At 35.3% G+C, this 25,412-nt stretch carries 26 protein-coding genes and 2 pseudogenes; 22 read left to right on the top strand and 6 right to left on the bottom strand.

The genetic code is table 11. The annotated features are described in order from the left end of the window. Positions 1 to 306: 306 nt before the first annotated feature. The 3 genes from A4245_RS18170 to A4245_RS18180 all read left to right on the top strand — a co-directional run bounded on the left by A4245_RS18170 (position 307) and on the right by A4245_RS18180 (position 2,182). Positions 307 to 696, top strand: coding sequence for a VOC family protein (locus A4245_RS18170; RefSeq protein ID WP_067730543.1), 390 nt, complete (start codon positions 307 to 309; stop codon positions 694 to 696). Between the two features lie 499 nt (positions 697 to 1,195). Further along, positions 1,196 to 1,603: a hypothetical protein gene (locus A4245_RS18175; protein ID WP_067730545.1), complete on the top strand. Its 408-nt coding sequence runs from the start codon at positions 1,196 to 1,198 to the stop codon at positions 1,601 to 1,603. Positions 1,604 to 1,762: 159 nt separating this feature from the next. Further along, positions 1,763 to 2,182, top strand: a complete 420-nt coding sequence (locus A4245_RS18180; protein ID WP_157087764.1) for an NUDIX hydrolase — start codon at positions 1,763 to 1,765, stop codon at positions 2,180 to 2,182. 692 nt (positions 2,183 to 2,874) lie between these two features. On the opposite strand, the gene A4245_RS18185 is transcribed toward A4245_RS18180, so the two are convergent. Beyond that, positions 2,875 to 3,384: a DUF3231 family protein gene (locus A4245_RS18185; RefSeq protein ID WP_067730549.1), complete on the bottom strand. Its 510-nt coding sequence runs from the start codon at positions 3,382 to 3,384 to the stop codon at positions 2,875 to 2,877. A 681-nt stretch (positions 3,385 to 4,065) separates the two neighbouring features. Between A4245_RS18185 and A4245_RS18190 the strand changes: the two genes are divergently transcribed. The 3 genes from A4245_RS18190 to A4245_RS18200 all read left to right on the top strand — a co-directional run bounded on the left by A4245_RS18190 (position 4,066) and on the right by A4245_RS18200 (position 6,071). After that, positions 4,066 to 4,287 (top strand): hypothetical protein, encoded by a 222-nt coding sequence (locus tag A4245_RS18190; RefSeq protein ID WP_067730551.1) that lies wholly within the window; start codon positions 4,066 to 4,068, stop codon positions 4,285 to 4,287. A 555-nt stretch (positions 4,288 to 4,842) separates the two neighbouring features. After that, on the top strand, positions 4,843 to 5,517 hold the full coding sequence (locus tag A4245_RS18195) for a serine/threonine protein kinase (protein ID WP_067730552.1): 675 nt from the start codon (positions 4,843 to 4,845) through the stop codon (positions 5,515 to 5,517). A gap of 152 nt (positions 5,518 to 5,669) precedes the next feature. Then, positions 5,670 to 6,071 carry an LLM class oxidoreductase gene (locus A4245_RS18200; RefSeq protein WP_067730554.1) on the top strand — a complete coding sequence of 134 codons (402 nt, stop codon included), beginning with the start codon at positions 5,670 to 5,672 and terminating at the stop codon, positions 6,069 to 6,071. A 215-nt stretch (positions 6,072 to 6,286) separates the two neighbouring features. Here the strand turns inward: A4245_RS18200 and A4245_RS18205 are convergent, their stop codons facing one another. The 3 genes from A4245_RS18205 to A4245_RS18215 form a co-directional block, all read right to left on the bottom strand. Then, positions 6,287 to 8,245 (bottom strand): TRAP transporter permease, encoded by a 1,959-nt coding sequence (locus A4245_RS18205; RefSeq protein ID WP_067730555.1) that lies wholly within the window; start codon positions 8,243 to 8,245, stop codon positions 6,287 to 6,289. A 146-nt stretch (positions 8,246 to 8,391) separates the two neighbouring features. Beyond that, positions 8,392 to 9,390 (bottom strand): TAXI family TRAP transporter solute-binding subunit, encoded by a 999-nt coding sequence (locus A4245_RS20875; RefSeq protein WP_067730556.1) that lies wholly within the window; start codon positions 9,388 to 9,390, stop codon positions 8,392 to 8,394. A 577-nt stretch (positions 9,391 to 9,967) separates the two neighbouring features. Further along, positions 9,968 to 11,293: an aspartate aminotransferase family protein gene (locus A4245_RS18215; protein ID WP_324609868.1), complete on the bottom strand. Its 1,326-nt coding sequence runs from the start codon at positions 11,291 to 11,293 to the stop codon at positions 9,968 to 9,970. A gap of 186 nt (positions 11,294 to 11,479) precedes the next feature. Between A4245_RS18215 and A4245_RS18220 the strand changes: the two genes are divergently transcribed. After that, positions 11,480 to 12,364: a LysR family transcriptional regulator gene (locus tag A4245_RS18220; RefSeq protein ID WP_067730558.1), complete on the top strand. Its 885-nt coding sequence runs from the start codon at positions 11,480 to 11,482 to the stop codon at positions 12,362 to 12,364. Between the two features lie 511 nt (positions 12,365 to 12,875). On the opposite strand, the gene A4245_RS19845 is transcribed toward A4245_RS18220, so the two are convergent. Beyond that, positions 12,876 to 13,232, bottom strand: coding sequence for a sigma-70 family RNA polymerase sigma factor (locus A4245_RS19845; RefSeq protein WP_199860712.1), 357 nt, complete (start codon positions 13,230 to 13,232; stop codon positions 12,876 to 12,878). A 188-nt stretch (positions 13,233 to 13,420) separates the two neighbouring features. On the opposite strand from A4245_RS19845, the gene A4245_RS18230 reads away from it, so the two are divergent. The 15 genes and pseudogenes from A4245_RS18230 to A4245_RS18300 all read left to right on the top strand — a co-directional run bounded on the left by A4245_RS18230 (position 13,421) and on the right by A4245_RS18300 (position 25,094). Next, positions 13,421 to 13,861, top strand: coding sequence for an NUDIX domain-containing protein (locus A4245_RS18230; RefSeq protein WP_067730560.1), 441 nt, complete (start codon positions 13,421 to 13,423; stop codon positions 13,859 to 13,861). Positions 13,862 to 14,268: 407 nt separating this feature from the next. Next, a complete protein-coding gene (locus A4245_RS18235; protein WP_067730562.1) occupies positions 14,269 to 15,315 on the top strand; it encodes an ArsR family transcriptional regulator in 1,047 nt (348 codons plus the stop codon). Position 15,316: 1 nt separating this feature from the next. Further along, entirely contained in the window at positions 15,317 to 16,846 is a 1,530-nt protein-coding gene (locus A4245_RS18240; RefSeq protein WP_067730563.1) for an MFS transporter, read from the top strand. Between the two features lie 151 nt (positions 16,847 to 16,997). Further along, complete coding sequence (locus tag A4245_RS18245; RefSeq protein WP_067730565.1) at positions 16,998 to 17,222, top strand: hypothetical protein; 225 nt, start codon at positions 16,998 to 17,000, stop codon at positions 17,220 to 17,222. 249 nt (positions 17,223 to 17,471) lie between these two features. Further along, on the top strand, positions 17,472 to 18,248 hold the full coding sequence (locus A4245_RS18250) for a class I SAM-dependent methyltransferase (protein WP_067730567.1): 777 nt from the start codon (positions 17,472 to 17,474) through the stop codon (positions 18,246 to 18,248). A gap of 258 nt (positions 18,249 to 18,506) precedes the next feature. Further along, the gene (locus A4245_RS18255; RefSeq protein ID WP_067730585.1) at positions 18,507 to 18,947 is read left to right on the top strand and encodes a GNAT family N-acetyltransferase; all 441 of its coding nucleotides are present in this window, start codon (positions 18,507 to 18,509) and stop codon (positions 18,945 to 18,947) included. A 98-nt stretch (positions 18,948 to 19,045) separates the two neighbouring features. Further along, on the top strand, positions 19,046 to 19,495 hold the full coding sequence (locus A4245_RS18260) for a DUF3995 domain-containing protein (protein WP_067730569.1): 450 nt from the start codon (positions 19,046 to 19,048) through the stop codon (positions 19,493 to 19,495). Positions 19,496 to 19,565: 70 nt separating this feature from the next. Next, positions 19,566 to 20,369: a nucleotidyltransferase domain-containing protein gene (locus tag A4245_RS18265; RefSeq protein ID WP_067730571.1), complete on the top strand. Its 804-nt coding sequence runs from the start codon at positions 19,566 to 19,568 to the stop codon at positions 20,367 to 20,369. A 276-nt stretch (positions 20,370 to 20,645) separates the two neighbouring features. Further along, positions 20,646 to 21,166 (top strand): annotated as a pseudogene (locus A4245_RS19850) (cysteine hydrolase family protein). A gap of 164 nt (positions 21,167 to 21,330) precedes the next feature. Continuing rightward, positions 21,331 to 21,804: a DinB family protein gene (locus A4245_RS18275; protein WP_067730575.1), complete on the top strand. Its 474-nt coding sequence runs from the start codon at positions 21,331 to 21,333 to the stop codon at positions 21,802 to 21,804. Positions 21,805 to 22,022: 218 nt separating this feature from the next. Beyond that, positions 22,023 to 22,466 carry an alpha/beta hydrolase gene (locus A4245_RS18280; protein WP_234402442.1) on the top strand — a complete coding sequence of 148 codons (444 nt, stop codon included), beginning with the start codon at positions 22,023 to 22,025 and terminating at the stop codon, positions 22,464 to 22,466. A gap of 235 nt (positions 22,467 to 22,701) precedes the next feature. Beyond that, positions 22,702 to 23,031 carry a hypothetical protein gene (locus tag A4245_RS18285; protein ID WP_067730577.1) on the top strand — a complete coding sequence of 110 codons (330 nt, stop codon included), beginning with the start codon at positions 22,702 to 22,704 and terminating at the stop codon, positions 23,029 to 23,031. 369 nt (positions 23,032 to 23,400) lie between these two features. Further along, complete coding sequence (locus tag A4245_RS18290) at positions 23,401 to 23,934, top strand: GNAT family N-acetyltransferase (RefSeq protein ID WP_067730579.1); 534 nt, start codon at positions 23,401 to 23,403, stop codon at positions 23,932 to 23,934. A gap of 54 nt (positions 23,935 to 23,988) precedes the next feature. Then, positions 23,989 to 24,426 carry a GNAT family N-acetyltransferase gene (locus tag A4245_RS18295; RefSeq protein WP_067730581.1) on the top strand — a complete coding sequence of 146 codons (438 nt, stop codon included), beginning with the start codon at positions 23,989 to 23,991 and terminating at the stop codon, positions 24,424 to 24,426. Positions 24,427 to 24,557: 131 nt separating this feature from the next. Then, positions 24,558 to 25,094, top strand: coding sequence for an AAA family ATPase (locus tag A4245_RS18300; RefSeq protein ID WP_067730587.1), 537 nt, complete (start codon positions 24,558 to 24,560; stop codon positions 25,092 to 25,094). Positions 25,095 to 25,186: 92 nt separating this feature from the next. On the opposite strand, the pseudogene A4245_RS20450 reads toward A4245_RS18300, so the two are convergent. After that, positions 25,187 to 25,412 (bottom strand): annotated as a pseudogene (locus A4245_RS20450) (IS110 family transposase); the annotation flags it as partial.

Here is a 25,412-nt window from a genome sequence, read left to right on the forward strand (position 1 = left end):
CTTCCCGAAAGGGAGCGACAGTCAGTGGTGCACCGTGGTCGAAGGAGTCAGACTAACTGATGGGCTCTCACGCACCATAGTTCATCGACCTTCCTCATCCAGCCGTAGAATCAGTATCGACGGTGTAAATCATTTTCATTCTCTGTGGTGTAGCGCTGCTCTTGCGCTACATGAATGACTAACTGGTGCGATCTTTTAAGAAGGAATCGCACTTTTTTTGTTGAATTTATACTATAGGGGCAGGTTTCTTGAAGTTTCAAATTTCATTTCGTAATTATTAATGAGTAATTATTTTGGAGGGATCTAATGATTTTTGAATTGACAACTCAATTTCGTGTTGAAGACTTTAATGAAGGACAAAAATGGTATGTTACTTTATTAAATAGGCAACCAGATTTTATACCCCACGTAGAATTTGCTGAATGGGAAATTATTTCTGGTTGTTGGTTACAAGTTGCAGAAGGTACGCCATCAGAAGCAAGTGGTCCTTTACGATTAGGTGTAACAGACATAGAAGGTGAAAGAGAGAGACTTGTTAAACAATTGAACATTGATAAATTTGAAATATATTCAAGGGAAGAAGTTCCTGTAAAATGGGGTACATTTTCAGACCCTTGGGGAAATCTTCTTGGTATCTTTGAATATTTGGATAAAACGGAGGAAGAAGTACGTATTAAAATTATTACAAGTAATTAGAGGATCCTTATTAATCTAACTGGTGCGATAGCAGAATAAGAGCAGTCGCCTTTTATTGTGCTATTTGGCAGTATTGTTAAACAAGAGAAGTTCCATATAGGGAAACTTTTTATGATTTATTACGTAGTTATTATATAGTTCTTTATAAAAAGATGGGGAAGATGGGGTGATTGAATATCACTTACAGAATTTATGCCTTTAATAATTATCTTAATTATTATCTTGGTAATTGTTGCTGTGATAGCTGGTATAGTAGTAATCATTAAGAAAAGATCATTTAAGAATGGAGAAAAAGAGGAAACGAATATGGATTTAAAGATAAGGGTTGAAACTTTGGAAAGAGAAAAAGAGGATATTAAAAATAAATAAAAACTTAATCGACAATTTCAGCAAACGGGTGCGATTGTGAAACAAGACGATTGGTAATATGGTCGTCTTATTTCATATGTAAACTATCAATAAGCAATCATTATTATTTTTACTAAAGTGAGGTCTAGCAATGAAAAAGAAGTCTAAGTTTTTAATTGTTCTTGTCATTATCCTTTCCTTTAGCTTGATATTAAATGTTTATTTTGGAGTTTCCAGTTTTATAGAAAGCACCTATACCCCCGATTCAGAAGACAGAGATATTTTAGCTGAAATGACAAAAATGGTAATTGATAATGAGGAATATCAAGAGATTGCTACAAGAGAAACGGTTTATGCTATTGAACAAGGTGTTAGTCGATTTAATGTTGTTAGTAATCCATCTTCTATTCATCATTATGAGATTCAAGTTCAAACGGAGAAGGAAACATATATATTTACTTGTATTGACGAGAAGTGTACAGATGTAAGTAATGAAGGCTGGACCTATTCCAGATATAGCGAAGAAGAGCCTATATTACCTTTGAACAAAAACAATTGATTCTTTACTAATACTACCTTTGTTCATTTAACCAGCTAATAAACGCTGGTCCCTTATTTCACATATAGTGCAATTCTTAAAGAAGGAGCACCACCTTTTTTGTCGAATTTATAATAGGGGCAGAGCCGAAGAAGTTTAAAAAAGTGAGGAGGTATTGGTTTGAATTCGATTAAAAAAGCATACGGCTACGTAATCAGGAAAAAGAATGGTAAAATGCAAGTATTGGTTTTTCAACATCCGATTCCTGAAGCTGGAATACAAATACCTAAAGGTACAGTGAACGATCAAGAAGATACTTATAATGCAGTTATTAGAGAAATTGAAGAAGAAACAGGATTGAAGAATTTTGTAGTTGAGAATTTAATTGTAGAAGATAATTGGAAAAATGATGATGGTGCTATACATAATAGATTTTTTTACAGGATAAATGTATCGGATGCTCCAGATGAGTGGGACTACCAGCCAACAGGTGGAGGAGATGAAGAAGAACTAACATTCCATTATTTTTGGATATCATCAAAGGATGAAGTTGAACTTATACGAGGTCACGAAGATTACCTACACCACGTCTTTATTTAATAGCTTCTTCAACTAAATGGTGCAAGAGTTAAACAAGGCGATCATCGAAACGGTCGTCTTTTGCTATTTGAATATTATGGTATTATTCAAGGCGGAGTTATCGAACTAAAGGGGCATTTTACAAGAAGAAGGAGATTCTTTTCTTTTCTAATTTCGACCTTTGAGTAGCTCATTATAAATGAAAAATAAACATTGGTAAGTACATAATAATCTTGCAAGAAAAGCTAGCAATATTAGTAAAGAAATCACCTCAAATAAAAAGTACACTCAATAAGAGGTGATTTACTGTGTATATAAAAGTTATAAAAAAATAATAGAAATGTATTAGCTTACTTATTAGGAGCTGGGACTTCTAGTTTGGGGAATGTTATATCCGGGTTAGCATTCCTATTTTTAGCATATGAGATGACAGAATCGAGTATATAAAAAATTAACACTTGACAGTTACAAGTGCCTTTTAATCTTGGTCTTTATCCGATTTTATCGGTTTTGATGGTTTATATGATAAATAATAGTAGGAGAATACGGAAATGGTTGAATGTAATAAAGACATTCTTCTGATACCGTATTATTTGATTTCTGGTACTATTTTGGAATGAATCTTAAATAAACCATCATCTTGTATTTATTATTTCTCTTATTGAATTAACTGGCAGAATAATAATATGAGAAAAAAGAGTAAACCTAAAGGTCTACTCTTTATAGTGGCTATGATGAAGGGGTGGTGGAACTAACCATCCTTTTTCTTTATTTAGCCCCAGAACTTTAGCTCCAAGTGCTGCCTTTTGAACATGAAATTGTCCAAACATCATAGCTATGTCTTCTCGAATTGATTGCCCTATAATAGTACTACACGATACTAATCCTTCTGCAATGTTCATTGAAAGAGCAGCTGCTATTTCTTGGTCCTGAAAACGTGCTCCGGTTGGGATCTCCTCTAAGCGAGCTTTAGATCTTTCAGGAGGTGTTGGAGGTAAGCTAATTCCATTTTCTTTTAATAAAGTTTCAATCTGTTTGATTTCTTGTTGCCCACCCCGAATGGCTTCCTCAAGTAACTTTTGTAGGTCTTCATCACCTGAATGGTTTAGGTGAGTTTGATAACCTGCAATTAACCCTTTAGCAGTTATAAGAAACGACCATGTTCCAAAAACTTCCCCATAATGCATGGGTTCATCTGTTGGATTTCCACTTAAAATTCCCATTGTAATCCTCCTTATTATATTCATGTGTAGTGCCACCTTCCTTAATGCACAGTTTTATGTTTCCCAATAATTTTCTTTTAATTCTTACTAAGTTAATTGGTGCAAGAGTAGAATAGGCTGGGTGGTTGATATGCCCGATCTTATTAGAAAATCAAAAGGAACTGTGAGACAATAACAATAGGCTTAAAGGGAGCTAATAATGATTAATATAAAGCATTTCTAAACAATGTCCTAAATGTAGAAAAAAGAATTACTTAACTGCGAAGAAAAGGCGCCAAGCTGTTATGATTACCCTCATTTTGGTTTTTTTACAGTTTCTTTTTGTTCATTTGTACATTGGCTGTTACTCCATATAATTATGAATTTACGGATAAAAAGGAGCCTTTTTTTGACAACCGCTTATAAACTTGTACTTTTGGATTTATTTTGCACTTATTTCAGGGGTTATGTGGCATATGTAAAAACTGGTGCATGATTACGTCTAAATTGACACATTAGTATCTTTCTATTATTAGTTGGATGTAATAATGATGTAACAAACGAATCAATTAAAGAAGTTAATAAAGTTGGTGTTTTAGAGACTCCTAAATGAATTTATCAATCAGGAGATGAAATAAAACTTCATTCTAATTTTGAATATGTGGGGAAAAGGAGGCAAAGTTAGAGCCAAAGCCGACTATTTTGATTGTAATGAAAAATGCTGATACTGGCGAAGTCGTTAAAGAAGTTCCATTCAGCGACATCACAGCAACAATGAAAAAGGGAGATACATTTTCCCAAGCAACGATTGATCTTCATTTAGATAAGGGCAAGTACCAAGCATCTGTGCAAATGTCTATTTTTTCTGTAGATTCGAGCAAATACAGTATAGGTACTTCTCCAATATTTTTCAAGGTAGAATAATTAAACTAAAAGGCGCATTTCCGGAGAATGGATCTGCGCCTTTTATGCATAGGGCTGTCTATTTTGAAAAAAGGTAGGTTTTTAATTTTTGTGAAAATCATTGAACTGGATTACTTGTTTTGGAATAATTGGTGTTAAGCAATCGGGCGCGATTGTTAAATAAGTACAGTCGCTTATTGTGCTAAAGAGGCAGGATAGTGAAAGAAAAATTATTAAATGATGAAGAATACTGGAGGTGGTTATTTATTAGACCTAATCTGACAAAAGAAGGTATTTTCGGATTGTTTACAAGCTTCTTATAGTAATCTTTCTTGTACGCTAAATCGTTCCCCTGTATCCATATTTCTTTTTATATGTCCCCCCACATTCGTCTCTTGTACTATCCCAAAGATAGTTAATAAGCTCACCGTTAAATTGGAATTCGTTAATTATTGGGTCTCCAGTCCACGGGTAGTTAAATCATATAAATAAAATAATTTTTGTTCAGAGTATTAGAGTGTGATAAAGTAATTAGATAATGCAGTTTTCTGCAATGTTAATTAAAGGAGAAATTATATGGAAAACGATTGGGATATAGCAATGGATTCTCTTTCTAAAATTACTGTTTATTCAAATTCAAATAACGAGCCTGTAACCATAACTGGAGATGCAGATGACCTGAAATGTATAGGTGTGGGGACAGATGCAGCCGTTTTTCAATCTTTAAACGCCCCAACTTTTGCGTTTAAAAAATATGCGAAGGACAAAATAGCCAAAGTAAAAGTGGAAGCAAATGTTTACCAGGTATTAGGGAATTCACACTTTTTTTCAACATGTTTTGCTTCTTATGACGAATACCTCGTTTTAAGCTACGAGGAAGGAAAGACTCTGTTTGACTGCGTTCTACAAGGGATTCACATTCCAGAAAAAGTTATACATGACGTGGAGGATGCTAGAGAATATGTTCGTAAAAAAGGACTTAACCCACGTGATATCCATTTAAAAAATATTTTACTTCAAAACGGAGGAGCAAAGATACTTGATGTCTCTGAATACATACTACCAGGTAATGATTTCAGGTGGGAACATCTAAAAAAAGGATATGAACAATACTACCATTTAATTGATGGGAATTCTGTGCCGTTTTGGTTAGTAGAAACGATTCGAAAGTGGTATAACCAGCGGAATAAATATTCTTCTTCATATGAGGAGTTTATAAAATCTATTGAGAATTTTTTGTATAAAAAATAGGAGAACAGCCTCCTTCACTCAAAGATTTGCATGAACTGATATTCAACAAACTGGTGCAATAGTTAAACAAGGCGACCATCGAAACGGTCGTCTTTTGCTATTTGAATATTATGGTATTATTCAAGGCGGAGTTATCGAACTAAAGGGGCATTTTGGATACACCGCTTGATGATGTGGATTCACAGGGAATGAGTACTTTCTTTAATTGGGTGAAGCAAAATACACCAAAACAAACTCCTACAGTAGAAGATTTAGCGAGATACCATGTTCGAACGATTAGAGTGGTGGGAACTCCAGAATCAATTGCTGACCAACTTGAACAGTGGCAGAAGGCAGGAGTCGATGGAATTAATGTGATTAGTGCAACGATTCCAGGTTCGTATGAAGAATTCATTGATCACGTGTTGCCTGTGCTCCGCCAGCGTGGATTAGCTCGTAATCCAGATGAAGCACAAACAACTTTCAGAAATAAGCTTTTTGGAGAAGATCGTTTAAATAAACAGCACCCAGCCTCAGAATATCGAGGTGCTTTTGCTCCTAAAAACCTAGTTTAGGTGCCTATTAGTTTTTGAAGGCTGTCACACCCAAAATTTAGTCGAAAAAAATATTAAAAGCTAGACTGGATGAAACAATCATCCGTTCTAGCTTTTTTGAGTACCTGACAGTGCGGCCGAGCTTAGTAAGCACCCATGTATTCATGAATATAGAGAGTTTATTAAAAAAGGATACGAAGGGCATAGATAGAATCATACCCATCATATTTCTCCATTTACATACTAGCTTCTATATTTAATTTTCCCGTATCATCTTTCCTCTGTCTTTGGATATACCAGATTGCTAACATGATTAGTAGTCCTGCAGAACTGCTGATTAGATTTGGTATAATCAGCATGATGCCTGCTGCAAATAATAGGATTCGTTCCCACGAATAGGAATTTCTGATAAGGTACCCAATAACAGAGCTACTGACTGCTGTCATTCCTAATACCGCCGTCATTCCTGAGATAACTAGATTTACTGCCGTAACATCTACAAGCACAAGTATCGGGTTATAAATAAATATATACGGAATGATAAATGCAGCTATCGCAAGTTTCACTGCCGTTACTCCCGTTTTAAAAGGATTAGCTCTGGCAATGCCAGCCCCAGCATATGCGGCTAAACATACAGGTGGTGTAATGTCGGCTATAATTCCAAAATAGAAAACAAACATGTGTGCTGCAATTGGCGCAACTCCAAACTCGTTTATAAGAACAGGGGCAGCGACCGTGGCTGTTACAACATAATTTGCTGTTGTCGGTAATCCCATGCCCAGTATAATGCAAGCAATCATTGTGAAAATTAATGCAAAAATAAGATAGCCACCCGATAATGCTATGATGCCTGCAGCAAACTTTGTACCGAGTCCAGTAATACTCACAACTCCAGCAATTATCCCAGCTGTACCAACTGCAGCAATAATTGGGAGGGCGACTCGAGCACCTTGTTCGAGTACGTGGATAAGTTGTTTTAAATTCATTCGGGTATCCTTCCGAGCTAAACTCACTAGAAAGGCAGCTACAATTCCCATCAAGGCTGCTCTTTGCGGCGTAAACCCTACCATAATCGTTCCAATAATGACAAACAATGGTAAAAGCATATATCCATTTTTCATCATCAACTTATGAAAACTGGGTAGTTCAGATACCGGTACCCCAAGTATGCGCAGTTTCTTCGCTTCAAAATGCGTTCCAATAAAGATTCCGGTAAAATATAGAGTTGCCGGAACTATAGCGGCTAACATGATGGCACTGTATGATACACCCAAATATTCCATCATAATAAATGCTGCTGCTCCCATAAGAGGGGGCATAACCTGTCCGCCTGTTGATGCAGATGCTTCCGTTGCAGCAGCAAACTCGGGTTTAAATCCTGCTTTTTTCATCATCGGAATGGTGAAAGATCCGGAAGCAACCGTGTTCCCAACTGAACTTCCAGAGACCATACCTTGTAATGCACTAGCGGCAACAGCAGCTTTTGCAGTACCTCCAGTAAACCTGCCTGTTAATGCAAAGGCTAAATCGTTAAAAAACTTACCAATTTTTGTATGTACTAAAATGACCCCAAAAAAGAGAAAAAGAAAAATAAATTTTGCCGAAATCTGGATAGGTGTTCCGAAAACTCCAATTTCTTTAAACCATAAATCTGTTGCTATTCGATCTACTGAAAAACCAGGGTGAGACAGAATTTGAGTAGGTATTATGTTACCGAAAATAGTATATAGAATGGCAATACTAGCTACAATAACAATTGGTAAACCAACTGTTCTTCGTGTAGCTTCCAATAATAATAGAATACCGAGAATGGATACGATGACATCCAATGGACCATAACCTGAAATTCGGCTTTGAAGAATCGAATCGAAGAATATAATTTTATGATAGGTCACATACATTGCCGTAAAGGCTAATACGCCATCATACCATGGAACTGATTTTTGTTTCTTTTGCCATCCCATTTTAGCTGGAAAAAGTAAGAAAATAATTCCAAGGGCTGTACCTAAGTGAATCGCACCTTGTTGCTGAGATGGAAGTGTCCCATAATATCCCGTATATAAATGAAAGAGAGTTAAAGCAACCCCGAAAAATGTGACGACCCAAGCCCATTTGCCAATCTCAATCCGATAATTGTGTTCCCTATCATATTTTTCCAGTATTTCATTACTCTCTATATGCCCATTTTCTTTCATCCAACCACATCCTTTGCAGTAAAGTGATACTTCCAATAGTCGGTCTCATACTGTTTGTTACGCGATTGTTAAATGGAAGAAAAGGGACTCAATCTTGACATCGGAGCCCCTTTATTAATATTTTTCCTTTTTATTCAAGATGAAGATTATTTCAATTCATCCAAGCTTTCAATGCCACTATTTTCACGTGTAACGATTTGAACCACCTCTGGATAAATATGACCGATGAACGCTGTGTTTGTTACTTGATTTCCTTCAAAGTCTCCCGTACCATTTATCGCATCAAGTGCCGGTACATGGACCGTCATACCGAGGTCCATATTGCCATCCCGAATACTTGCTAAGTTTTCAACTGAAGCACCAGTCTCGGTATTCGTAACATTTAAACCCTCGATATTATTATTCCAAATAGTGGCAATCTCACCACCGAGCGGATAATAGGTCCCACCTTGACTACCAGTTCCCAAGATTAGGTCATTTTTAAATTCACTGACGTTCAGTTCAGCGACAGGATTATTAACAGTCAGTCCTTGTTCTTCATAATAACGCTTTGCACCAGGATGAATTGGTAAATCCTCTGCACCTTTAAGGGCATTTTCCAATGTCATATGTTCTGATTGAGCATGTGTGTTTTCACTAGCATTTTCTACCATGCTTTTAGCAAGCTCATATCCTAACTCTTCACTGATTGTATCCGTATTTCCCATTAAAATGGCATATGCTGTGACTGTTTCTATATCCGAATCCAGAAAGTCATACATATCCTGTGTGATGGTATAGCGCAAATACCCACTATTTTCTTCAATATAGGCAATTGCATCATCAGAAAGGCTTAACATCTTTACATCACCTGTTGAAGCTTGCAGACTTTCGATGCTTCCTGCAGGCAATCCCAATATTCCAATAGATATATCAATATTACCATCTTGTACACCATCGGCCGCATCAGCAAAACCTTCCTGGTATGCACTATAATCATCATCGCCAATACCATATGCTTCCAATATTAATTTTGAAACAGAATTTGTTTCACTTGCCGGTGGACCGATTGCAATATTTTTGCCACCTCCACTACAAGCAGATAGGACCGTGATCAAAATCAGGCCTAAAACTACTGAACCAAATAATAATGTCTTTTTTCTCATTTTAATTGCCCCCCTTATATTAAAAAACGTTTATCTAATAGGATCTAAAATCTTGCATAGAGAAATGAGCAACTGTTTCCAAACGAAGAGTAGAAGCGCTTTAAACAGCGGCAGAACAAATACCCACCATGATTCAAAGCTAATAAATATCAGAATTTTATAACATGATTATCTGTTAAGCTAATATTTTTTTGCGCGGCCAATACTTTTAAGGTTGATACTTTAATTATCGCAATCATATATAGGCATCTATACTAACTGATTAAATAAAATGAATTTTCATACGAAATATAAAGGGGAGATGAGTATCTTTCGTTTCTGATAAACCATTTCTGCATCTACGATTTCTATGCCAATTGTTGCAATTTCCCTATCCTTAATAGCTATGTCATATTCATTTTCGCTATTAAAAGGATCAATTAGCAAACCATTTTTTAAAATAAGATCTTAACCATCTTTCTGTAACTCACAGTTTCGTCGATAAAAATCGTAATGCAAATCTTCTTATATAATTAGCAGGTACTTCTGATTATCGCAATTGCTTGATAATAACGTAAATTTAGAATAACTAATATAATCAAAGATTTAGAAGAACTTTTTCAAAAGCTGCAACTGTTTTTTCTATTTCTTTTTCTCCATGGCTTGTAGAAAGTGAGTAACGGTTTAAAGGCTTAGAATAAACACCTTCTTTCAGCAAATATGAGTCTATTTCTTTCCTCATTTTGAAGTCTGAACGTTGATAATCACGATAATTTAAAATTTCTTCATCTGTAAGAACAATATTAAACATTGATCCTATTCCAACTGCTTTCATCGCGATACCTTTACTATAAAAAAGAGTCTCTAGTTGTTCTTTCAAAGTTTCAGTCCTCATTAGTACACTATCTAACTCCTTTTCTAAAACTTTTATAGTAGCAAGACCAGCTGCTAATATCATCGGATGCCCGTTATAAGTACCACTATGAAAAAGAACATCTTTCGAGGTTAAAGTATTATTGGAGTTTCCCCTTACTGGTGCACTTTCCATTAAAATTTCCTTTTTTCCACCAACAACCCCGACTGGAAAGCCTCCACCTATAACTTTACCAAGTGCAGTTAGATCAGGCTTTATTCCATAGAGACTTTGAGCCCCCCCTAAACCAACTCTGAAACCTGTTTTAACCTCATCAAAAATTAGAACCATATCTAATTCTTTTGTTACTCTGCGAAGTTCTTTTATAAATTCCCTTTTTGCTGGAATAAAACCACCTTGAATTGGCTCTAAAACTACAGCTCCTATCTCATTACGATGTCTTTCTAAAATCTCAAATGCATTGTTTGTATTAAATGGTAATATTACTGTTTGCTGTTGTTGATATGGATTAATCCCTTTTGAGGAAGGAACAGATAAGGGGGAGACTGGAGAACCTGCCTCCTCTATTGATGGATCAACACTCAACAAGACTTGATCATAACCACCATGATAATGGCCTTCGAACTTTGCGATTTTAAACTTGCCGGTGTAAGTAGCTGCAAAACGTAGTGCAAGTAATGTTGCCTCTGTACCAGAATTTGTGTACCGAAGAAGATCTATGCTTGGATAGTACTTTTTAATTTGTTCCCCAAAGGTCACTTCGAGTTCATGTGGGGTTCCAAAGAGCCATGTCCCACTTTCATTAATTTGTGAGTAAATTGATTTTTTGATTTCTGGATGACCATGCCCTAGCATTAACGATCCATAAGACAGCAAGTAATCAATATATTCATTGCCATCTACATCTTTTAAATAGGCGCCAGATCCTTTATTCATGACAATTGGATGAGGCGAGAAGAACTTAATGTTAGCAGTAACCCCTCCGGGCATAACTTTTTTTGCCCTTTCTAAAAATTCAATTGACAAATTAGTACTTTTTTTAACAGCCACATAACCACCTCTTATGTTCTCTACTACTTCGTACAGATTGGAACTATTATTAAGCAGTAAAGTATTTTTACTTATTTTAAAAAACAAATAACATTTTATATTCGAAATATTACTATATAAAAATTGACATGTCTAATAGATACATTTTATGATTGTATAAAATTTATCTATAAGGTGGGTGAAAAAATGGACATAGAGCAGCTTGAAGCTTTTATCTATATTGCTACTACAGGTAGTTTCAGTAAAGCAGCAGAGATTCTTTTCATATCTCAACCTTCTATTAGTTCTAAGATAAAAGTATTGGAAAAGGATCTCGGCTTTACCCTTTTTGAAAGAAGTGGTTCAAGAGTATATTTATCAGAAGAAGGGGAGGTTTTTCTTCCATACGCCCAAGAAGCTATAAATAACATCCAAAGAGGAAAATTTTATATAAAAAAAATGAACAATGTATTCGATGGGGAAGTTGTTATCTCTGTAGTTTTTTCAGGAGCAAACTATATTCTTCCTAAAATAATCCACCAATTTAATAAAAAATATCCTAAGATAAAATTAGTAGTTTATTCAGGTCATTCTGATCAAGTATTAGGAATGGTTCTAGAAAAAGAGGTTTCGGTTGGAATAGTTCGTTCTATATTTCATCCTGAAATCGATTCCATCCAATTAAAACAGGACAAAATGATCCTCGTTTTTCATCCTGATCATTCTTTAAATTCCACAAAAGAAGTGAATATAAAAGATTTATCTCAAACTCCTTTAGTATTATTCAAGCAAGAAACATTTGACTGGATATTGATTAATAATGTCTTTAAAAAGGCAAAGTTGACTCCAAGTATAGCTGTAGAAATTGATAGTATAGAGGGTGCTAAGCAAATGGTTAGAAACAATATAGGTGCGTCTTTCCTTCCGAACTTTTCAGTAAAAGAAGAGCTTAAATCAAAAGAGCTAATAACTCTTCCTGTTACGGGTATTCCCGAGATTCATCGAAATTTCGAGTTAATTTTTACTAAAGGAGAAACATTTGATGAAGTTACAAAACTTTTTATAAATTTTTTAAAGAAGTTCACTTTTTAAATCAACCAATTTTTATTAGCGTACAATGCAATTATTAAGCCCATGGTATTATAGCCAAATAAAAATTTTAACAAATCTTTACTAACTTATGTTAAGTGCTGACATTAGGTTTCTTTTTAGCGGTGTTTGTCAACATAGTTGTCGCATTTTATTATAAAGCTTTCCAGCTTTTCCTTTCTTAAATAACAAAATAGAATCACATTTGCTTGTCCACCACCATTGACTTTGCTTTTACCCGTGTTGTGGAACGAATCGCAGGATGGCTAAGAATAATGCCTAGAGGCACATCCTGCAATTGATGGTATCACGGCCGAATTCTAAGTATTCATTGATGGGGACACCTCCAAAAATGCTTCCACATAGCTAAATTGGCTATAAGGTAAGATCGCAATAAAAATATACGCTGGTATCGCTTCTCCTGTTGAACAATCAGTAATTTCTAACGTAGAGCCAGCCCAATCTACCTCCATACTTTCACCAGGTTTTCTTAGATAGGCATTGTCGATTTAAACTACTTCCCATATTTTCCATAATTCTCGGCAAATGTTCGATAAGCATAAGGAATCTTTCCACCCTCACCTGTTTCCGTTGCATGCCCATAATGCAATAAAGTCACATTCTTCTTTTGTAATTCTTTATGCACTTTTTCCAAATCAACCGGGAAGTAACCTTTCTCAATAGCTTGTTTCTCTGGGAAAAGAAACGATTCCTTCCACGGATTGGTCATGGTGTCGTCCAAACTTTCTAATTTCTTGGCTTTACGAACGACGTTGGAGACTGTATTTCTTGAATGTCCAGTACTTGAACTTATTGTTCTCTGACTGACATCCTCAAAATACAGTTCCAGAATCTTACGATAATTAATCATAAAAAAGCCTCCTGTATAATAGAGTCATGCTCATTGGCATGCAGTCTCAATTATACAGGAGGTTTTTTCCATTTATCCAGCTGGCCCTCTAGTCCGCAGAAGGTGGCTCTTTCATCCGCAATCACTGGCTCAAAACTCCGCACTCGTGGCTCAATTCATCTGCAATAATCAGTACAGACCTAATATTTATGCCACGCGTTGCTGCGATTATTAAAAACGATGAAAATGAAATATTATTTCAGTATCCTGGTGATGGTGAATATTGGAGTTTACCAGCAGGTGCAATTGAACCAGGGGAGGTACCTGCACAAGCACTTATTCGTGAAGTTTGGGAAGAAACTGGGTTGATGGTAAAGCCCAAAAAAATATTAGGTGTCTTTGGTGAGGAGAGTTTTCGATTCACATACCCTCACGGAGACCAGGTAGAATACAATACATTTGTTTTTAAATGTAGTATAGTTGCTGGAAAATTATCTCCAATTGATGGTGAATCAGCAGAATTACGCTTTTTTAAAGGAGAAAGGATACCGAAAATTGCTTTATCATATCCAGAATTCATATTTAAAAATCAACCTTCGGATAGTGTTTACTTTCAATGGGATGAAAATATCTCACTCTTATTGTGTTAACAGGTACGAAGAGGGAACAAGTAAGATCATCAAATGATGGTCTTTTTTTGTCATTAATTCAGAAAATTGCAATTGAAGCACTAGGCATAATGTAATTTAATGAACTAATTGAGATTATGTTACTTGCCATACTATACGGCGCTTCTATGTTCTATTATTGTACTGTTTTAGGGATACAAAAAGTAGGGTCTAGTGGAAAAAAGCATTACTAAATGCTCATACTTTATTTCCAAGCTGCAGCTGTCTCCCATTCCTGAATTAGAGTGAACTAAAATTCTTACAAAAATTAAGGTTCTGTTTTTCACGTAAAAATAAAAATGATACATCAAAAACAACTAAAAGATATTGACAATTTTATGGTGTTTAGATATATTTATAACAACACATTAGATTGGGGTTAAATATGTATGAAACATTTAGTTGATAACTTTTACGGTATGAAATCCCATGTATTTGAATTGCTGGCGTTCCTGTTTCGTTTAAATAATCACGAATCTCTGAATGAAAATAATCCAAGTGGGACGAATAACGAAAACTTTGATGAGTATATAAAAAAAAGCCGCACTTCTTTATCTCAAGAAATGAAGGAGGAATTGGATTGTTTTTTTCACGAAGATAGCTATTTTGGATTAACCTTAACGCAACTCATTATTGAAAAGAATAAAACAGATGATATTCAAGAATTTATTGATTTCCTGGAGGAGTTACCATTTGAACAAATGATGTCATCCTTTCTAACAAGCGGATATTCCATTCCTCAAAGCATGCCGGACTTCAATGATCGCGATGAAGTATTTAAAGCCATTCAATCATCAATATTACCTGCCAGAGAGCAGGCCAAATTACTCTATTTATACTTTGATGAAAAAAGAACAAAAGAACGATTCATCAACATAATAAAAGAAATCAATGAGAAATTATATCAACCATCATTGGAGAGGTTAACACGTATTCATGAGAGCAGCATGAAAAAACTTTCTATAATGGATGGCGAACAAATTAGGGAACTGCTACAACGCAATTTCACCAAAAATACTGGAAGGAAATTTAAAAGAGTTATTCTTGTTCCAAGTTACTGTTATTATCACGCTTCATTATTTTCTTACAATGAAAAAACTGATACGGTTGTTACTCTCTTTGGCACAGAGACACTGGAAGCGGTAGACGAGAAAAGTGAAGAAGATGTTATTGAATTAGTAAGGGCGCTTTCAGACCGAACAAAGCTTAACATCATTAAAGAATTGAATATCCGACCTCGTTATGGTTTTGAGTTGGCGAAAAAGTTAAATGTATCAGGACCTACGATATCTCACCATATTTCTAAACTATCCAGTTTAGGATTGATCACAGCAACGAGAAAAGAAAATAAAATCTATTTTGAGCCAAACCATTCAGAAATTGAAAGCGCACTGAGAGAGTTGTCTTCCATCCTAATTCAGAAGGAAAAACATTAAAATGAAAGCATTATTTACAAATCGTAATTATATGCTTTTATGGACTGGTCTAACGGTTTCAAGATTTGGATACAGATTTTTCAATTTATCGATAATCTGGTTTGTTCTGCGAGAAACAGGTGATGCTATGGCACTTGGTATGACAGTTCTTTGTTTCACGATACCAACTGTTTTAATCGAGCCTTTTGCAGGTGTATTGGCAGATCGATATGATAAGAAGAAAATCATGGTAATCACTGATTTTTGTAATGGGGTTATCATGTTGATTATTGCAACTCTAATGATAAGCGGTGCTTTAACGCTACCAGTTTTATACATCTTATTAGTATGTTCAGCGATTGCGACTGCCTTGTTCAACCCTTCCGCCAATTCAAGTATTCCTTTGCTTGTAGAGGAAAAGCTGTTGCCAAAAGCGAATTCCCTTAATCAATTAAGTACACAAGGGAGTAATATTCTTGGTCCAGCTCTAGCAGGTATTCTTATTGATCGCACGCACCGGAAACTTGTATTGGTTGTAACCGATATAGGCCGGGGAGTTATGCTTATAATAATTTGCCTCACAGCAATTTTGAATGTGATTAGCATAGGCTGGTTAATGGTAATGATGATAATCTTCGGCATCATGTCCATATTTAATGATGCTGCTTACCAATCTCTCGTACCCGAAATCGTCCCGCGTCCATTGCTCATATGGGCCAATGCGAGGCTGGAGCAAAGTGCTGCTGTTGCAGAAACTAGCGGACCGGCTATTTCAGGCGGATTGATTGCTTTGATAGGAGCTCCGTTTACTTTTCTTATAAATGCGTTTTCATATCTGTCATCGGGTATTTTGATGGCTTCAATTAAGCATAAGCCTTCAGAGAGACCAACAGCTAACCCAATGAAATTGCAGATTAAAGAAGGGGTACGATGGGTATATCGACATCGATACCTTCGAACAATGGCGCTGAATACACATGTATGGTTCTTTTTCCACAGTATGACGATTACTGTGCTCGTCACCTTTGTATTAATTGAGCTTCAGTTCAGTTCTTTGATGTTGGGATTTGTGTTAGCTGCTGCTGGTATCGGTGCTGTATGCGGAACTTCACTTTCTACATATTTCTGGGGAAAGTGGGATATTGGGCGGACGATGGTTTTATCCCGGGCTCTATATAGTCCTGCAGTTATTCTGATTGTTTTGGCACCCTCTGGTCAGCATGACGAGTTCCAAGTCAGTGCATTATCTATGGTTTTGGCTGGTCAGTTTATTTATGGTTTAGCCATGGGAATAGAAGGTCCGCTTGAAATGGGCTATCGACAGTCTATAACCTCTATGCGTTTACAAGGTCGAACGAATGCCACGATGCGATCCATTAATCGCAGTATGATTGTAATTGGAGCTCCATTTGGTGGAGCGATCGCTGATTTCTTTGGATTTCGCACGGCTTTACGGCTTGCTGTCATCGGACTAGCTATATGTGCAATTTGGTTTGCTTTTTTCCCGATGCGTAATGCAAAGCTGGACGATGATAATCAGAACAGCGTGTAGTAACGTTATATTACTTTCAGGAGTTTTTTGGATTCGATCTTCCATTTTGCCAGTATGGTATTCTCTCATCTTTTATTGCATTGGCTTTATTGGTGTAGGGTTGATTAATATTTTAGTCATTTATATTGTGCAGCAACAAGTGGAGGAAAAGATGATTGGTAGAGTTACTACGATCTTAATTAGTCTATTTTCGATTGGGAAACCTTTTGGAGCATTAGTTGGAGGTGCGGTTAGCTCTATGTTTAGTCCTGTTTATTCCATCATTATGGCAGGAATTATTATGGTTTTCTTCAGTATATATTTTCTCGCTCACCCTTTATTACGATCGTTGGAATCTATTGATAAGTTATCCGTATTTAAGCAAACTGCAAATTAATTAGATTGCAATTAAAAAGAAACCTTGTACTTTAACAAAAGGGTGCGATTCATAAAAAAAAGAGAAGTACCTTTTTAGTTGAATATATACTACAGGGCAGGAAGTTAAAAAGAAAGAATTTAATGTAAATTAAAGAAAGGATGTTGATAAGAAAAACTTATCTATTTATATAAAATGTAAGTATTTTAAGTTATGTAAATAATGAGTTAAGATTAGAGTGGGTATATAAGACTTAGAGGAGGGATCAAAATGAGTATCGACTTTCATAACAAGAAAAACCAAACAACTTATACTACTCGGCATGCTGACAAGTCATGGATGGAAGAAATTAAAAAACTTGTACCTATCGAAAATATTTCTAATGCTGTAGATGTTGGTTGTGGTGGAGGGATCTATTCTAAGGCTCTGTCGGACATGGGAGTTGGTTTCGTTATTGGTATTGATTTTTCGGAAGCCATACTTGATGGTGCACGAGATTATTGTAAAAAATATAAAAATATTATTTTTAAACATGGGAATGCACTTGAAACAGGTTTAGATAGTAACAGTTATGATTTGCTGCTTGAAAGAGCATTGATTCATCACATTGACAATTTAAAAGCTTGTTTCAAAGAAGGTTACAGAGTATTAAAGAACGAAGGATATTATATTATACAAGACCGTACTCCTGAAGATTGCTTATTAGAAGGTAATGATAATCATATTAGAGGGTATTACTCTGAACTCTTTCCAAGTTTAATTGAAGTGGAGACCAAACGCAGATACGGTAGTAAATATGTAATTGACACCCTACAGGCAGTTGGACTCAGATCTATAGTAGAAGTTAAGCTATGGGAAACAAGAAAAGTTTACAGTCATAAAAATGAACTGTTAAAGGATTTAAGTGAAAGAACTGGAAGAAGTATATTACACGAATTAAATGATGAAGAATTGCAATTACTAATAAGTCATATAGACAAATCGTTATCAACAAATACTACTATTATTGAAAAAGATAGGTGGACAATTTGGAAAGCAGTAAAATAATAGCAGGTAGATTAGACGACGAAGTTTGTGCAGAAACGTGCTTAAAGTTAACTGGGCGCATATCCTAAAAAAGATGAAGTGCTTGTTGTTGAAAATTACAGGGCATTTGACGAGGGTAGGAAAGGTAAATAAAAATATCTAAGGAATTTTATAAGTCAAATTTATTGAATATTCTGAGTTGCGATAAACTGATGTAATCTAGAAATTTATAAAAGAAATAAGAGGGGGATTTGATTGGATACAGAAATAAGCTTTAGAATGGCTGCTGAAGAAGATTTAGATAGTATTGTTGCAATGCTTGCTGATGATCTCTTGGGAAGTAAGCGTGAGCGTTATGAGCATCCACTTCCTAATAGTTACTTAAAAGCATTTGAAGCTATTACATCAGACCCTAATAACGAGTTAGTGGTGGCTTGTGATGGCAATGAAGTGATTGGAGTACAACAAATTACTTATACACCTCACATAACACATCAAGGAGGATGGAGAGCTACTATCGAAGGAGTAAGAACATCAGCCTCTGTAAGAGGTAAGGGTGTAGGTACTCAACTTATAACATGGACAATTCAACGTGCAGAAGAACGAGGTTGTCATTTAGTACAACTGACAACTGATAAAAATAGACCACATGCATTAAGGTTTTATGAACGGTTAGGTTTTAAAGCAACGCATGAGGGTTTAAAGCTGAAACTCCAATAACCTTTTATTAGAACAAACCACTAATAGTAGCTCATTTCTTATTGCATGTTTCGATGAATATTCTGTGGATGAGAAGCAAAAGGAGCGTTATTTTTCTAATGAAGAGAAATTATTGGATCATCACTTTTGGCATCATTTGGACCATCGTTTTTTCAGGAATGAGTTTTTATTGGGCGGTGGGAGGGACGGTTGGTGTTAGGTCCCTTGGAGGAGCGATCTATGAAATGTCACTTAACCCTTCTCCTTCTTTTGTTGTCATCGTATGGCTGACAGGTGTCATTAAATTAGTTGGATTACTCTTATTATTCATGCTCATTGTTCCATGGAAGAAGCCTTTCATAAACAATACACTATATTACGTAACGAAAACAGTAGGAATATTATTATTTTTATACGGTTTCCTTAACTTTATTACAATTACACTAAGTGCATTCCAAGTATTAGATTTTGACCTAGATTCATATGCTACCTTTTGGAGATTGGTTTTTTGGGAACCATTCTGGATGGTCGGCGGAGTTTTTTACTTTTGTTCCGTTAAAAAAATATAAGATTCTTATTCAATTAAATGCCAGATTATTTAATCGTGATGAATGGCCATAAAGGAGGGAGTGGTTTCCAATGACAAACATAATTGCTGGATACGGTCTAAACGCTAACGGATATATTGTCAGTGATGTGAGCCAAGAGAAAATTGAACGTGTTTTCATGCCTTGTATTCAAGAATCTGTCACGAGCCTTCAAGAATTGTTTGAACAACAACTCCACAGTGTATATCTTTATGGAAGTGTAGCAAGAGGTGATGCTGTTATTTCTAAATCTGATTTAGATCTTATCGCGATGTTCAATGGAAATCTGAGTTCAGATCAATTGACTGAATTAAAAAAGCTTGCTGGCGAACTTTCCGAAAGATATCAATCGTTAGTCCGTGAAGTTGGTATAGCCGTTGCGTATTACGATTATACGATGGATCCCTCAAATTATTATGAGAATGCATTTCTTAAGGAACTCTGTGTTTGTATCTACGGAGAGGATTTAGGAAAACGGTTTGGTCCGTACAAACTTACATCGGAGATAGCTATTCGCTTCAATGGTGATATTGGCGAGGTTCTTGAACGAACGTTAAACAGATTAAGAACAGCTTCAGACAAAGAATGGATTACAACTACACAAAATTTCTCCCGTAAAATCATTCGAACATACTATTCCATGGTTATGGTTCGTTCCCAAGTTTGGACGACTCGCCTTTCAGAACAGGCTGAAGTTTTTATTAACTATTTCCCAGAGAAAAAATCTATTATTTGCACACTGTTAAATTGGATAGATGAACCGCCAATGGACCGAAAGACTGTATTTGAATTGTTTAAAAGTGAGGGTGAATGGGCTAGTATAAACTTTACACATGAAGCTAATATTTCTACTTAAACGAACTGGTGCGATAGCAAAAAAGATTTTCGACGTGTATTATTTTGTTTTTTTACAGATTTTTTGAACTCCACAAAATAACGAACAAGTCTCCAGTACCTCATATTCTTAAAGGAAATATTGTAATAAAACGTCATAAAGCTTTATTAATTATGCGATTATGAAGAAGAAGAAAGTACACTTTGGTTGAACTTATCGAAAGGGCAGGTTTTTCAAGAAGTCTTAATAGTTTACAATAAACGATAGCGGACATATGTTTCTATGAGGGGGAGAATAATGAAGAAAGCACTACTGGTTATCGACGTTCAAAACGGGATGTTTCAAGAAGGTATGTTGTATATAAAAGAGAAAGGTTACTACAAAATTTAAAAGCTTTACTTGCACGAGCATGCTCTACCGGTACATCAATTTTTTATATACAGCATAATGAACCTGCTGGCGAAGCTTTAGAATACGGCACAAAAGGATGGGAGATTCATCCTGAAATCACACCCGAAAATCAAGATATAATCATTCAAAAAACAACTCCTGATTCATTTTTTAATACTACTTTAAATGATGAACTGAAAAAACAACAGATTGAACATGTAGTGATCGCTGGGATTCAAACAGAAATGTGTGTGGATACAACTTGCAGAAGAGCATTCAGTATGGAATATAAAGTTACTTTAGCTTCAGATACACACAGCACTTGGGATTCTAAAGAGATTACTGCCCAGCAAATTATAAACCACCATAACGGAGTATTACGTTGGTTTGCAGATGTTTATCCAAGTAAAGATATTACATTTAGTTGATTTTGAAGTTTTGTACTTAAATGTATTTGGCGCTTATCCAAATAACGCATTCGCTTCTATTCATTTTGCGGAATGAAGTGATGAGTTTTTGAGCAAAGGGAGAAATGCTTAGCGGACATATTGATAAAATTAATTAGAATTTGAAAGAAGGAGTGGGAGAAATAATGTTAGAAGACGGCATTTTTGAACAATATGATTTTTACAGGGATTCATCCGTCCAACTACTAGATTCTGTTACATCCGAAGAACAAGCTGATGTGATTCCAAATGGTTATAACAATTCCCTGTGCTGGAATTTAGGACATATCCTTGTTGCACAAGAAGGAATAACGTATGATTTTGGGATGAATCAACCCGGAGATATTCCCATAGAAATACAGGAAGCCTTTAAGACAGGGACAAGTCCAAAGGATTGGTCTGCGTCACCTCTTACTTTGAGTGAAATTCGTGAGTTGTTAGTAGAACAAAAAGAACGAATGAGGGAGAATTTTTCTGGGAAATTAGGAGACCCGGCTGCCAATGTGTTTGCGTTCAGTGATAAAAAATTAAAGTTGGTTGGGGATCTGTTTATATTCACCCTCTGGCATGAAGGGTTGCATCAGGGTGTCACTAACGGCATGAATCGAGCTTCGCAATAAAAATTCGAAAAATTCTTTAATCCTTTTTAAAGTATTTTTTTGCTGTTCACAAGTGAAAAGTTTATGATGAGATATTTTGACCAATATCAGAAGGAGGAGTGATTATTATTATGAAGAAATAAGTATTATTCATTCACAGTGCTGGGTCTCAAGAACTTCACCAGGGAAGCAGTATTCTGAAGACATATTTACAAAAGGAACTTGGTGATGAATACACCTTGTTAGCTCCAAAAATGCCCGATCCAGAAAACCCCAAGTACACACTTTGGAAAGCCCAACTTGAAAAAGAATTCGCTTCATTAAATGGAGAATTGATCGTTATCGGTCATTCTTTGGGTGGTTCGGTTCTATTAAAGTATCTTTCTGAGAAATCCGTTAAACAGTCCATTTCTGGATTATTTATGATTGCAGCCCCATATTGGGGAAAGGACGATGATTGGCAAGCAGGGGAATATACCCTGTCGGAAGATTTCGCTTTAAAGCTTCCTCAGGTATCACAAATATTCTTCTATCACAGCTTTAATGATGAAATAGTCCCCTTTGCACACCTTGGGCACTACTTGGAAAAGCTTCCACAAGCAGTTAATCGAACGTTCAAGGGCAATGATCATTATTTTAATAATGGATTACCTCACCTTGTTGACGATATCAAAGGGTCGTAAATTGATGTTTGGTTATAGTTGAACAATTCACAGCAATGGCCTTTTTCTTTTAATTTCAGAAATTAACAGTGTAGCGTATTATGTCTGATTGTGGATTCTGAACTATTCGGCAGGATAGTGTTACTTCCCCATTTATTTAATGTACTAAAGGATAGAAGAGTTTAAGAAGGCTATTTTCTATATATTGTAATATATTTAATACAACTAAATAATAGTGAAACTGGAGGGTTATTTTATGAGAAAAAAATCAGCTTTATTAATTGGTTCTGTCGGAGTTCTGGCACTATCAATTGGCTTTATGGCAGAATTGAAAAGCACAGAGGTAATGGCAAAAGAACAACCAAAAACAGAAAGTGTAGTTATAGGACAAGCAGACATTGATGCTGGGGATCAATACAGATTTGTAACAGTTGAGGAACAAAAAATGCGAGAAAATCCTGTTGAAGATGGGGATCGATACACAGTTATAACAGTAGAAGAACAAAATATGGTAGAAAATTCATCGGAATTATCGGGATTTGTGCCACAAGAGAATGGAACCGGTTTCTTTTTTACAAAAGAATAATAATTGTTTAGATGATTGGTGCGTTTCTGTAATAAGCAGGAACGCTTTTATACTACCATGAAAATTTACTTCAGTAACATTGGAAAAAAGGCAATACTAAATTAGTAAAGGGTTCCGTTTTGAGGTGCATTTTAAAAAAATACACCTCACATGACATTAAAATTGACCGTTAAAATGGCAAATTAAAGTCGTCTAAATCAGACGGCTTTTAACATTATAATGACAGGGTTAATGTTAAGTTTTTTAAAAATTACTAATATATGGTAAAATAACTTTGTGAAATATTGTTCTTAAACTAAATGGCAGGTTAGTGAAAGATGAAGTATGATAACTTTATTATGAAAAGTAGTGAAATTCAAAGGGGGGACGATGGTTGTGTCATCAGGAGAGAGAATAGTATTGGAAGAAATATCCGAGAAAGATATTGATGGATTGTTTAAATGTTATTCTAATCAAAACGCAATGAGTACTTTTGGTAGAAAGCCGGTTGAAACAAAAGATGAAGCCCTAGGTATTATTAGACAAAACATAAAAATGAAAGAAGAAAATACCGGAATAAGATATGCAGCAAAGCTAAAGGATACAAAAGAATTTGCAGGGTTTATCACACTGAAAAGATATAATTCTATCGATTTTCGTACAGAAATTGACTATCTAGTTTTACCTGAATATCAAGGAAAAGGTATTGCTTCTGAGATGTTACATCTACTCCTGAAGATATCTAAGAGTTGGAAATTAGAAAGAATTACTGCATACGTAGATCTAAATAATCTTGCATCTTGCAAATTATTAGAAAAGGCAAATTTTAAAAATGAAGGAATTCTACGTTCCTGGGTACGTGATGGCGATTCATTTTACGATGTTTATTCATTTAGTTTCTTATTATCGGATTTTAAAAATTGACTGCTAAATTTATTTTAAACTAAGTAAATATTCAAAAAGGGAGATTACAATGGGATGGAAATATTAACAATTAAAGAACTGCAATCAGAAAGTGAAATTATTAAAGCATTTCCAGTAATGAAGCAATTACGTACTCACCTTGATGAAGACACATTTCTTGAATTAGTTTTAGAGGCAAAAGCAAAAGATAGATATAAAATTTTTGCTTTGATTGATGAAGGGGAAATAGTTGCAGTAACGGGTTTTAAACCGATGATAACACTATATTATGGTAGATTTGTTTGGGTCTGTGATTTAGTAACGGATACTAATAACCGTTCAAAAGGCTATGGTGAAAAACTACTTACATATGTTCACGAATGGGCAAAGGAAAATAATTATGGAAGTGTTGCTTTATCTTCGGGGTTACAACGTACTGATGCACACCGTTTTTATGAAAACAAAATGGATTATGACAAGGTAAGTTACGTTTTTAAAGCTAATTTAAAGTAGTGGGATATTCAACTCTATGGTGCTTTAGTGCAACAATGAAGGATTCTGCTTCTAATTCAAATAACAAGAGGAAAATCATAGCCCTAAATAGAATATGCTTTAGAAAAAAATATTATGGATTAGGTGGTTTTTTGAAGAAGTCAATCCCAAAAAAGATACATATTATTGGCTCTGTCGGGAGTGGTAAAACAACTTTAGCAAAGGAAATATCTTCAAAGTTAGATATACCTTATTACGAATTAGATAATGTAGTCTGGATAAGGAAAAAGTCTGGAGATATAAGAAGAACTGAAGAAGAAAGAGAAGAGTATCTTAATAGAATAATACAATCAGAAAATTGGATAATTGAAGGAGTACACAATGAGGATTGGGTAAGCAATTGTTTCCATAGTGCAGATTTGATTATTTTTTTAGATACAAAATATTCAACAAGAACCTATCGAATAATAAAGAGGTTTCTTAAACAAAAACTTCGATTAGAGAAATCAAATTACAAACCAACACTAGAGATATTTTTTAAAATGTTTAAATGGGATCGATATTTTGAAGAAGTAGGAAAAGTTAATTTTTTCAACAAATATGGCACACATAATGACAAGATAGAAGTTATTAACAACACAAATAGTATTAAGAAATACTTCAACTACCATGAAAATTCACTTTTGTAACATCGGAAAAAAGGCAATACTAAATTAGACGCAGCTCATTCCGTTTTTAAAAGAGGAGAGCGTCTTAACTCATTGAACACGACCAGAATGGATTAGGATGCTTCTTGTTCTGTTATCGTAACGGTATAGCCTAGACTTTCGAGGCGACGTAACGAGTGTCGCACAATTGATTGTTGTTTCTGTTTATCAAAGTAGTCTTCGCCCAAGTCTACATACATTTCTTTACGGACCAACAGATAATAAGAGATACGTAGAATGGCATGTGCAACTACAATTCCTGCACGTTTCTTACCTTTTCGGGCTGCAGTTCGCCGATAA

The sequence above is a fragment of the Oceanobacillus damuensis genome (assembly GCF_001618145.1).
Taxonomy (GTDB): Bacteria; Bacillota; Bacilli; order Bacillales; family Amphibacillaceae; genus Oceanobacillus; species Oceanobacillus damuensis.

Excerpts from the sequence above, each read along its gene's own strand:
- A4245_RS18170 (WP_067730543.1), top strand. The coding sequence starts at position 307 with ATGATTTTTGAATTGACAACTCAATTTCGTGTTGAAGACTTTAATGAA.
- A4245_RS18175 (WP_067730545.1), top strand. The coding sequence starts at position 1,196 with ATGAAAAAGAAGTCTAAGTTTTTAATTGTTCTTGTCATTATCCTTTCC.
- A4245_RS18185 (WP_067730549.1), bottom strand. The coding sequence starts at position 3,384 with ATGGGAATTTTAAGTGGAAATCCAACAGATGAACCCATGCATTATGGG.
- A4245_RS18195 (WP_067730552.1), top strand. The coding sequence starts at position 4,843 with ATGGAAAACGATTGGGATATAGCAATGGATTCTCTTTCTAAAATTACT.
- A4245_RS18205 (WP_067730555.1), bottom strand. The coding sequence starts at position 8,245 with ATGAAAGAAAATGGGCATATAGAGAGTAATGAAATACTGGAAAAATAT.
- A4245_RS20875 (WP_067730556.1), bottom strand. The coding sequence starts at position 9,390 with ATGAGAAAAAAGACATTATTATTTGGTTCAGTAGTTTTAGGCCTGATT.
- A4245_RS18220 (WP_067730558.1), top strand. The coding sequence starts at position 11,480 with ATGGACATAGAGCAGCTTGAAGCTTTTATCTATATTGCTACTACAGGT.
- A4245_RS19845 (WP_199860712.1), bottom strand. The coding sequence starts at position 13,232 with ATGATTAATTATCGTAAGATTCTGGAACTGTATTTTGAGGATGTCAGT.
- A4245_RS18230 (WP_067730560.1), top strand. The coding sequence starts at position 13,421 with ATGCCACGCGTTGCTGCGATTATTAAAAACGATGAAAATGAAATATTA.
- A4245_RS18235 (WP_067730562.1), top strand. The coding sequence starts at position 14,269 with ATGAAACATTTAGTTGATAACTTTTACGGTATGAAATCCCATGTATTT.
- A4245_RS18240 (WP_067730563.1), top strand. The coding sequence starts at position 15,317 with ATGAAAGCATTATTTACAAATCGTAATTATATGCTTTTATGGACTGGT.
- A4245_RS18245 (WP_067730565.1), top strand. The coding sequence starts at position 16,998 with ATGATTGGTAGAGTTACTACGATCTTAATTAGTCTATTTTCGATTGGG.
- A4245_RS18250 (WP_067730567.1), top strand. The coding sequence starts at position 17,472 with ATGAGTATCGACTTTCATAACAAGAAAAACCAAACAACTTATACTACT.
- A4245_RS18255 (WP_067730585.1), top strand. The coding sequence starts at position 18,507 with ATGGCTGCTGAAGAAGATTTAGATAGTATTGTTGCAATGCTTGCTGAT.
- A4245_RS18260 (WP_067730569.1), top strand. The coding sequence starts at position 19,046 with ATGAAGAGAAATTATTGGATCATCACTTTTGGCATCATTTGGACCATC.
- A4245_RS18265 (WP_067730571.1), top strand. The coding sequence starts at position 19,566 with ATGACAAACATAATTGCTGGATACGGTCTAAACGCTAACGGATATATT.
- A4245_RS18275 (WP_067730575.1), top strand. The coding sequence starts at position 21,331 with ATGTTAGAAGACGGCATTTTTGAACAATATGATTTTTACAGGGATTCA.
- A4245_RS18285 (WP_067730577.1), top strand. The coding sequence starts at position 22,702 with ATGAGAAAAAAATCAGCTTTATTAATTGGTTCTGTCGGAGTTCTGGCA.
- A4245_RS18290 (WP_067730579.1), top strand. The coding sequence starts at position 23,401 with ATGGTTGTGTCATCAGGAGAGAGAATAGTATTGGAAGAAATATCCGAG.
- A4245_RS18295 (WP_067730581.1), top strand. The coding sequence starts at position 23,989 with ATGGAAATATTAACAATTAAAGAACTGCAATCAGAAAGTGAAATTATT.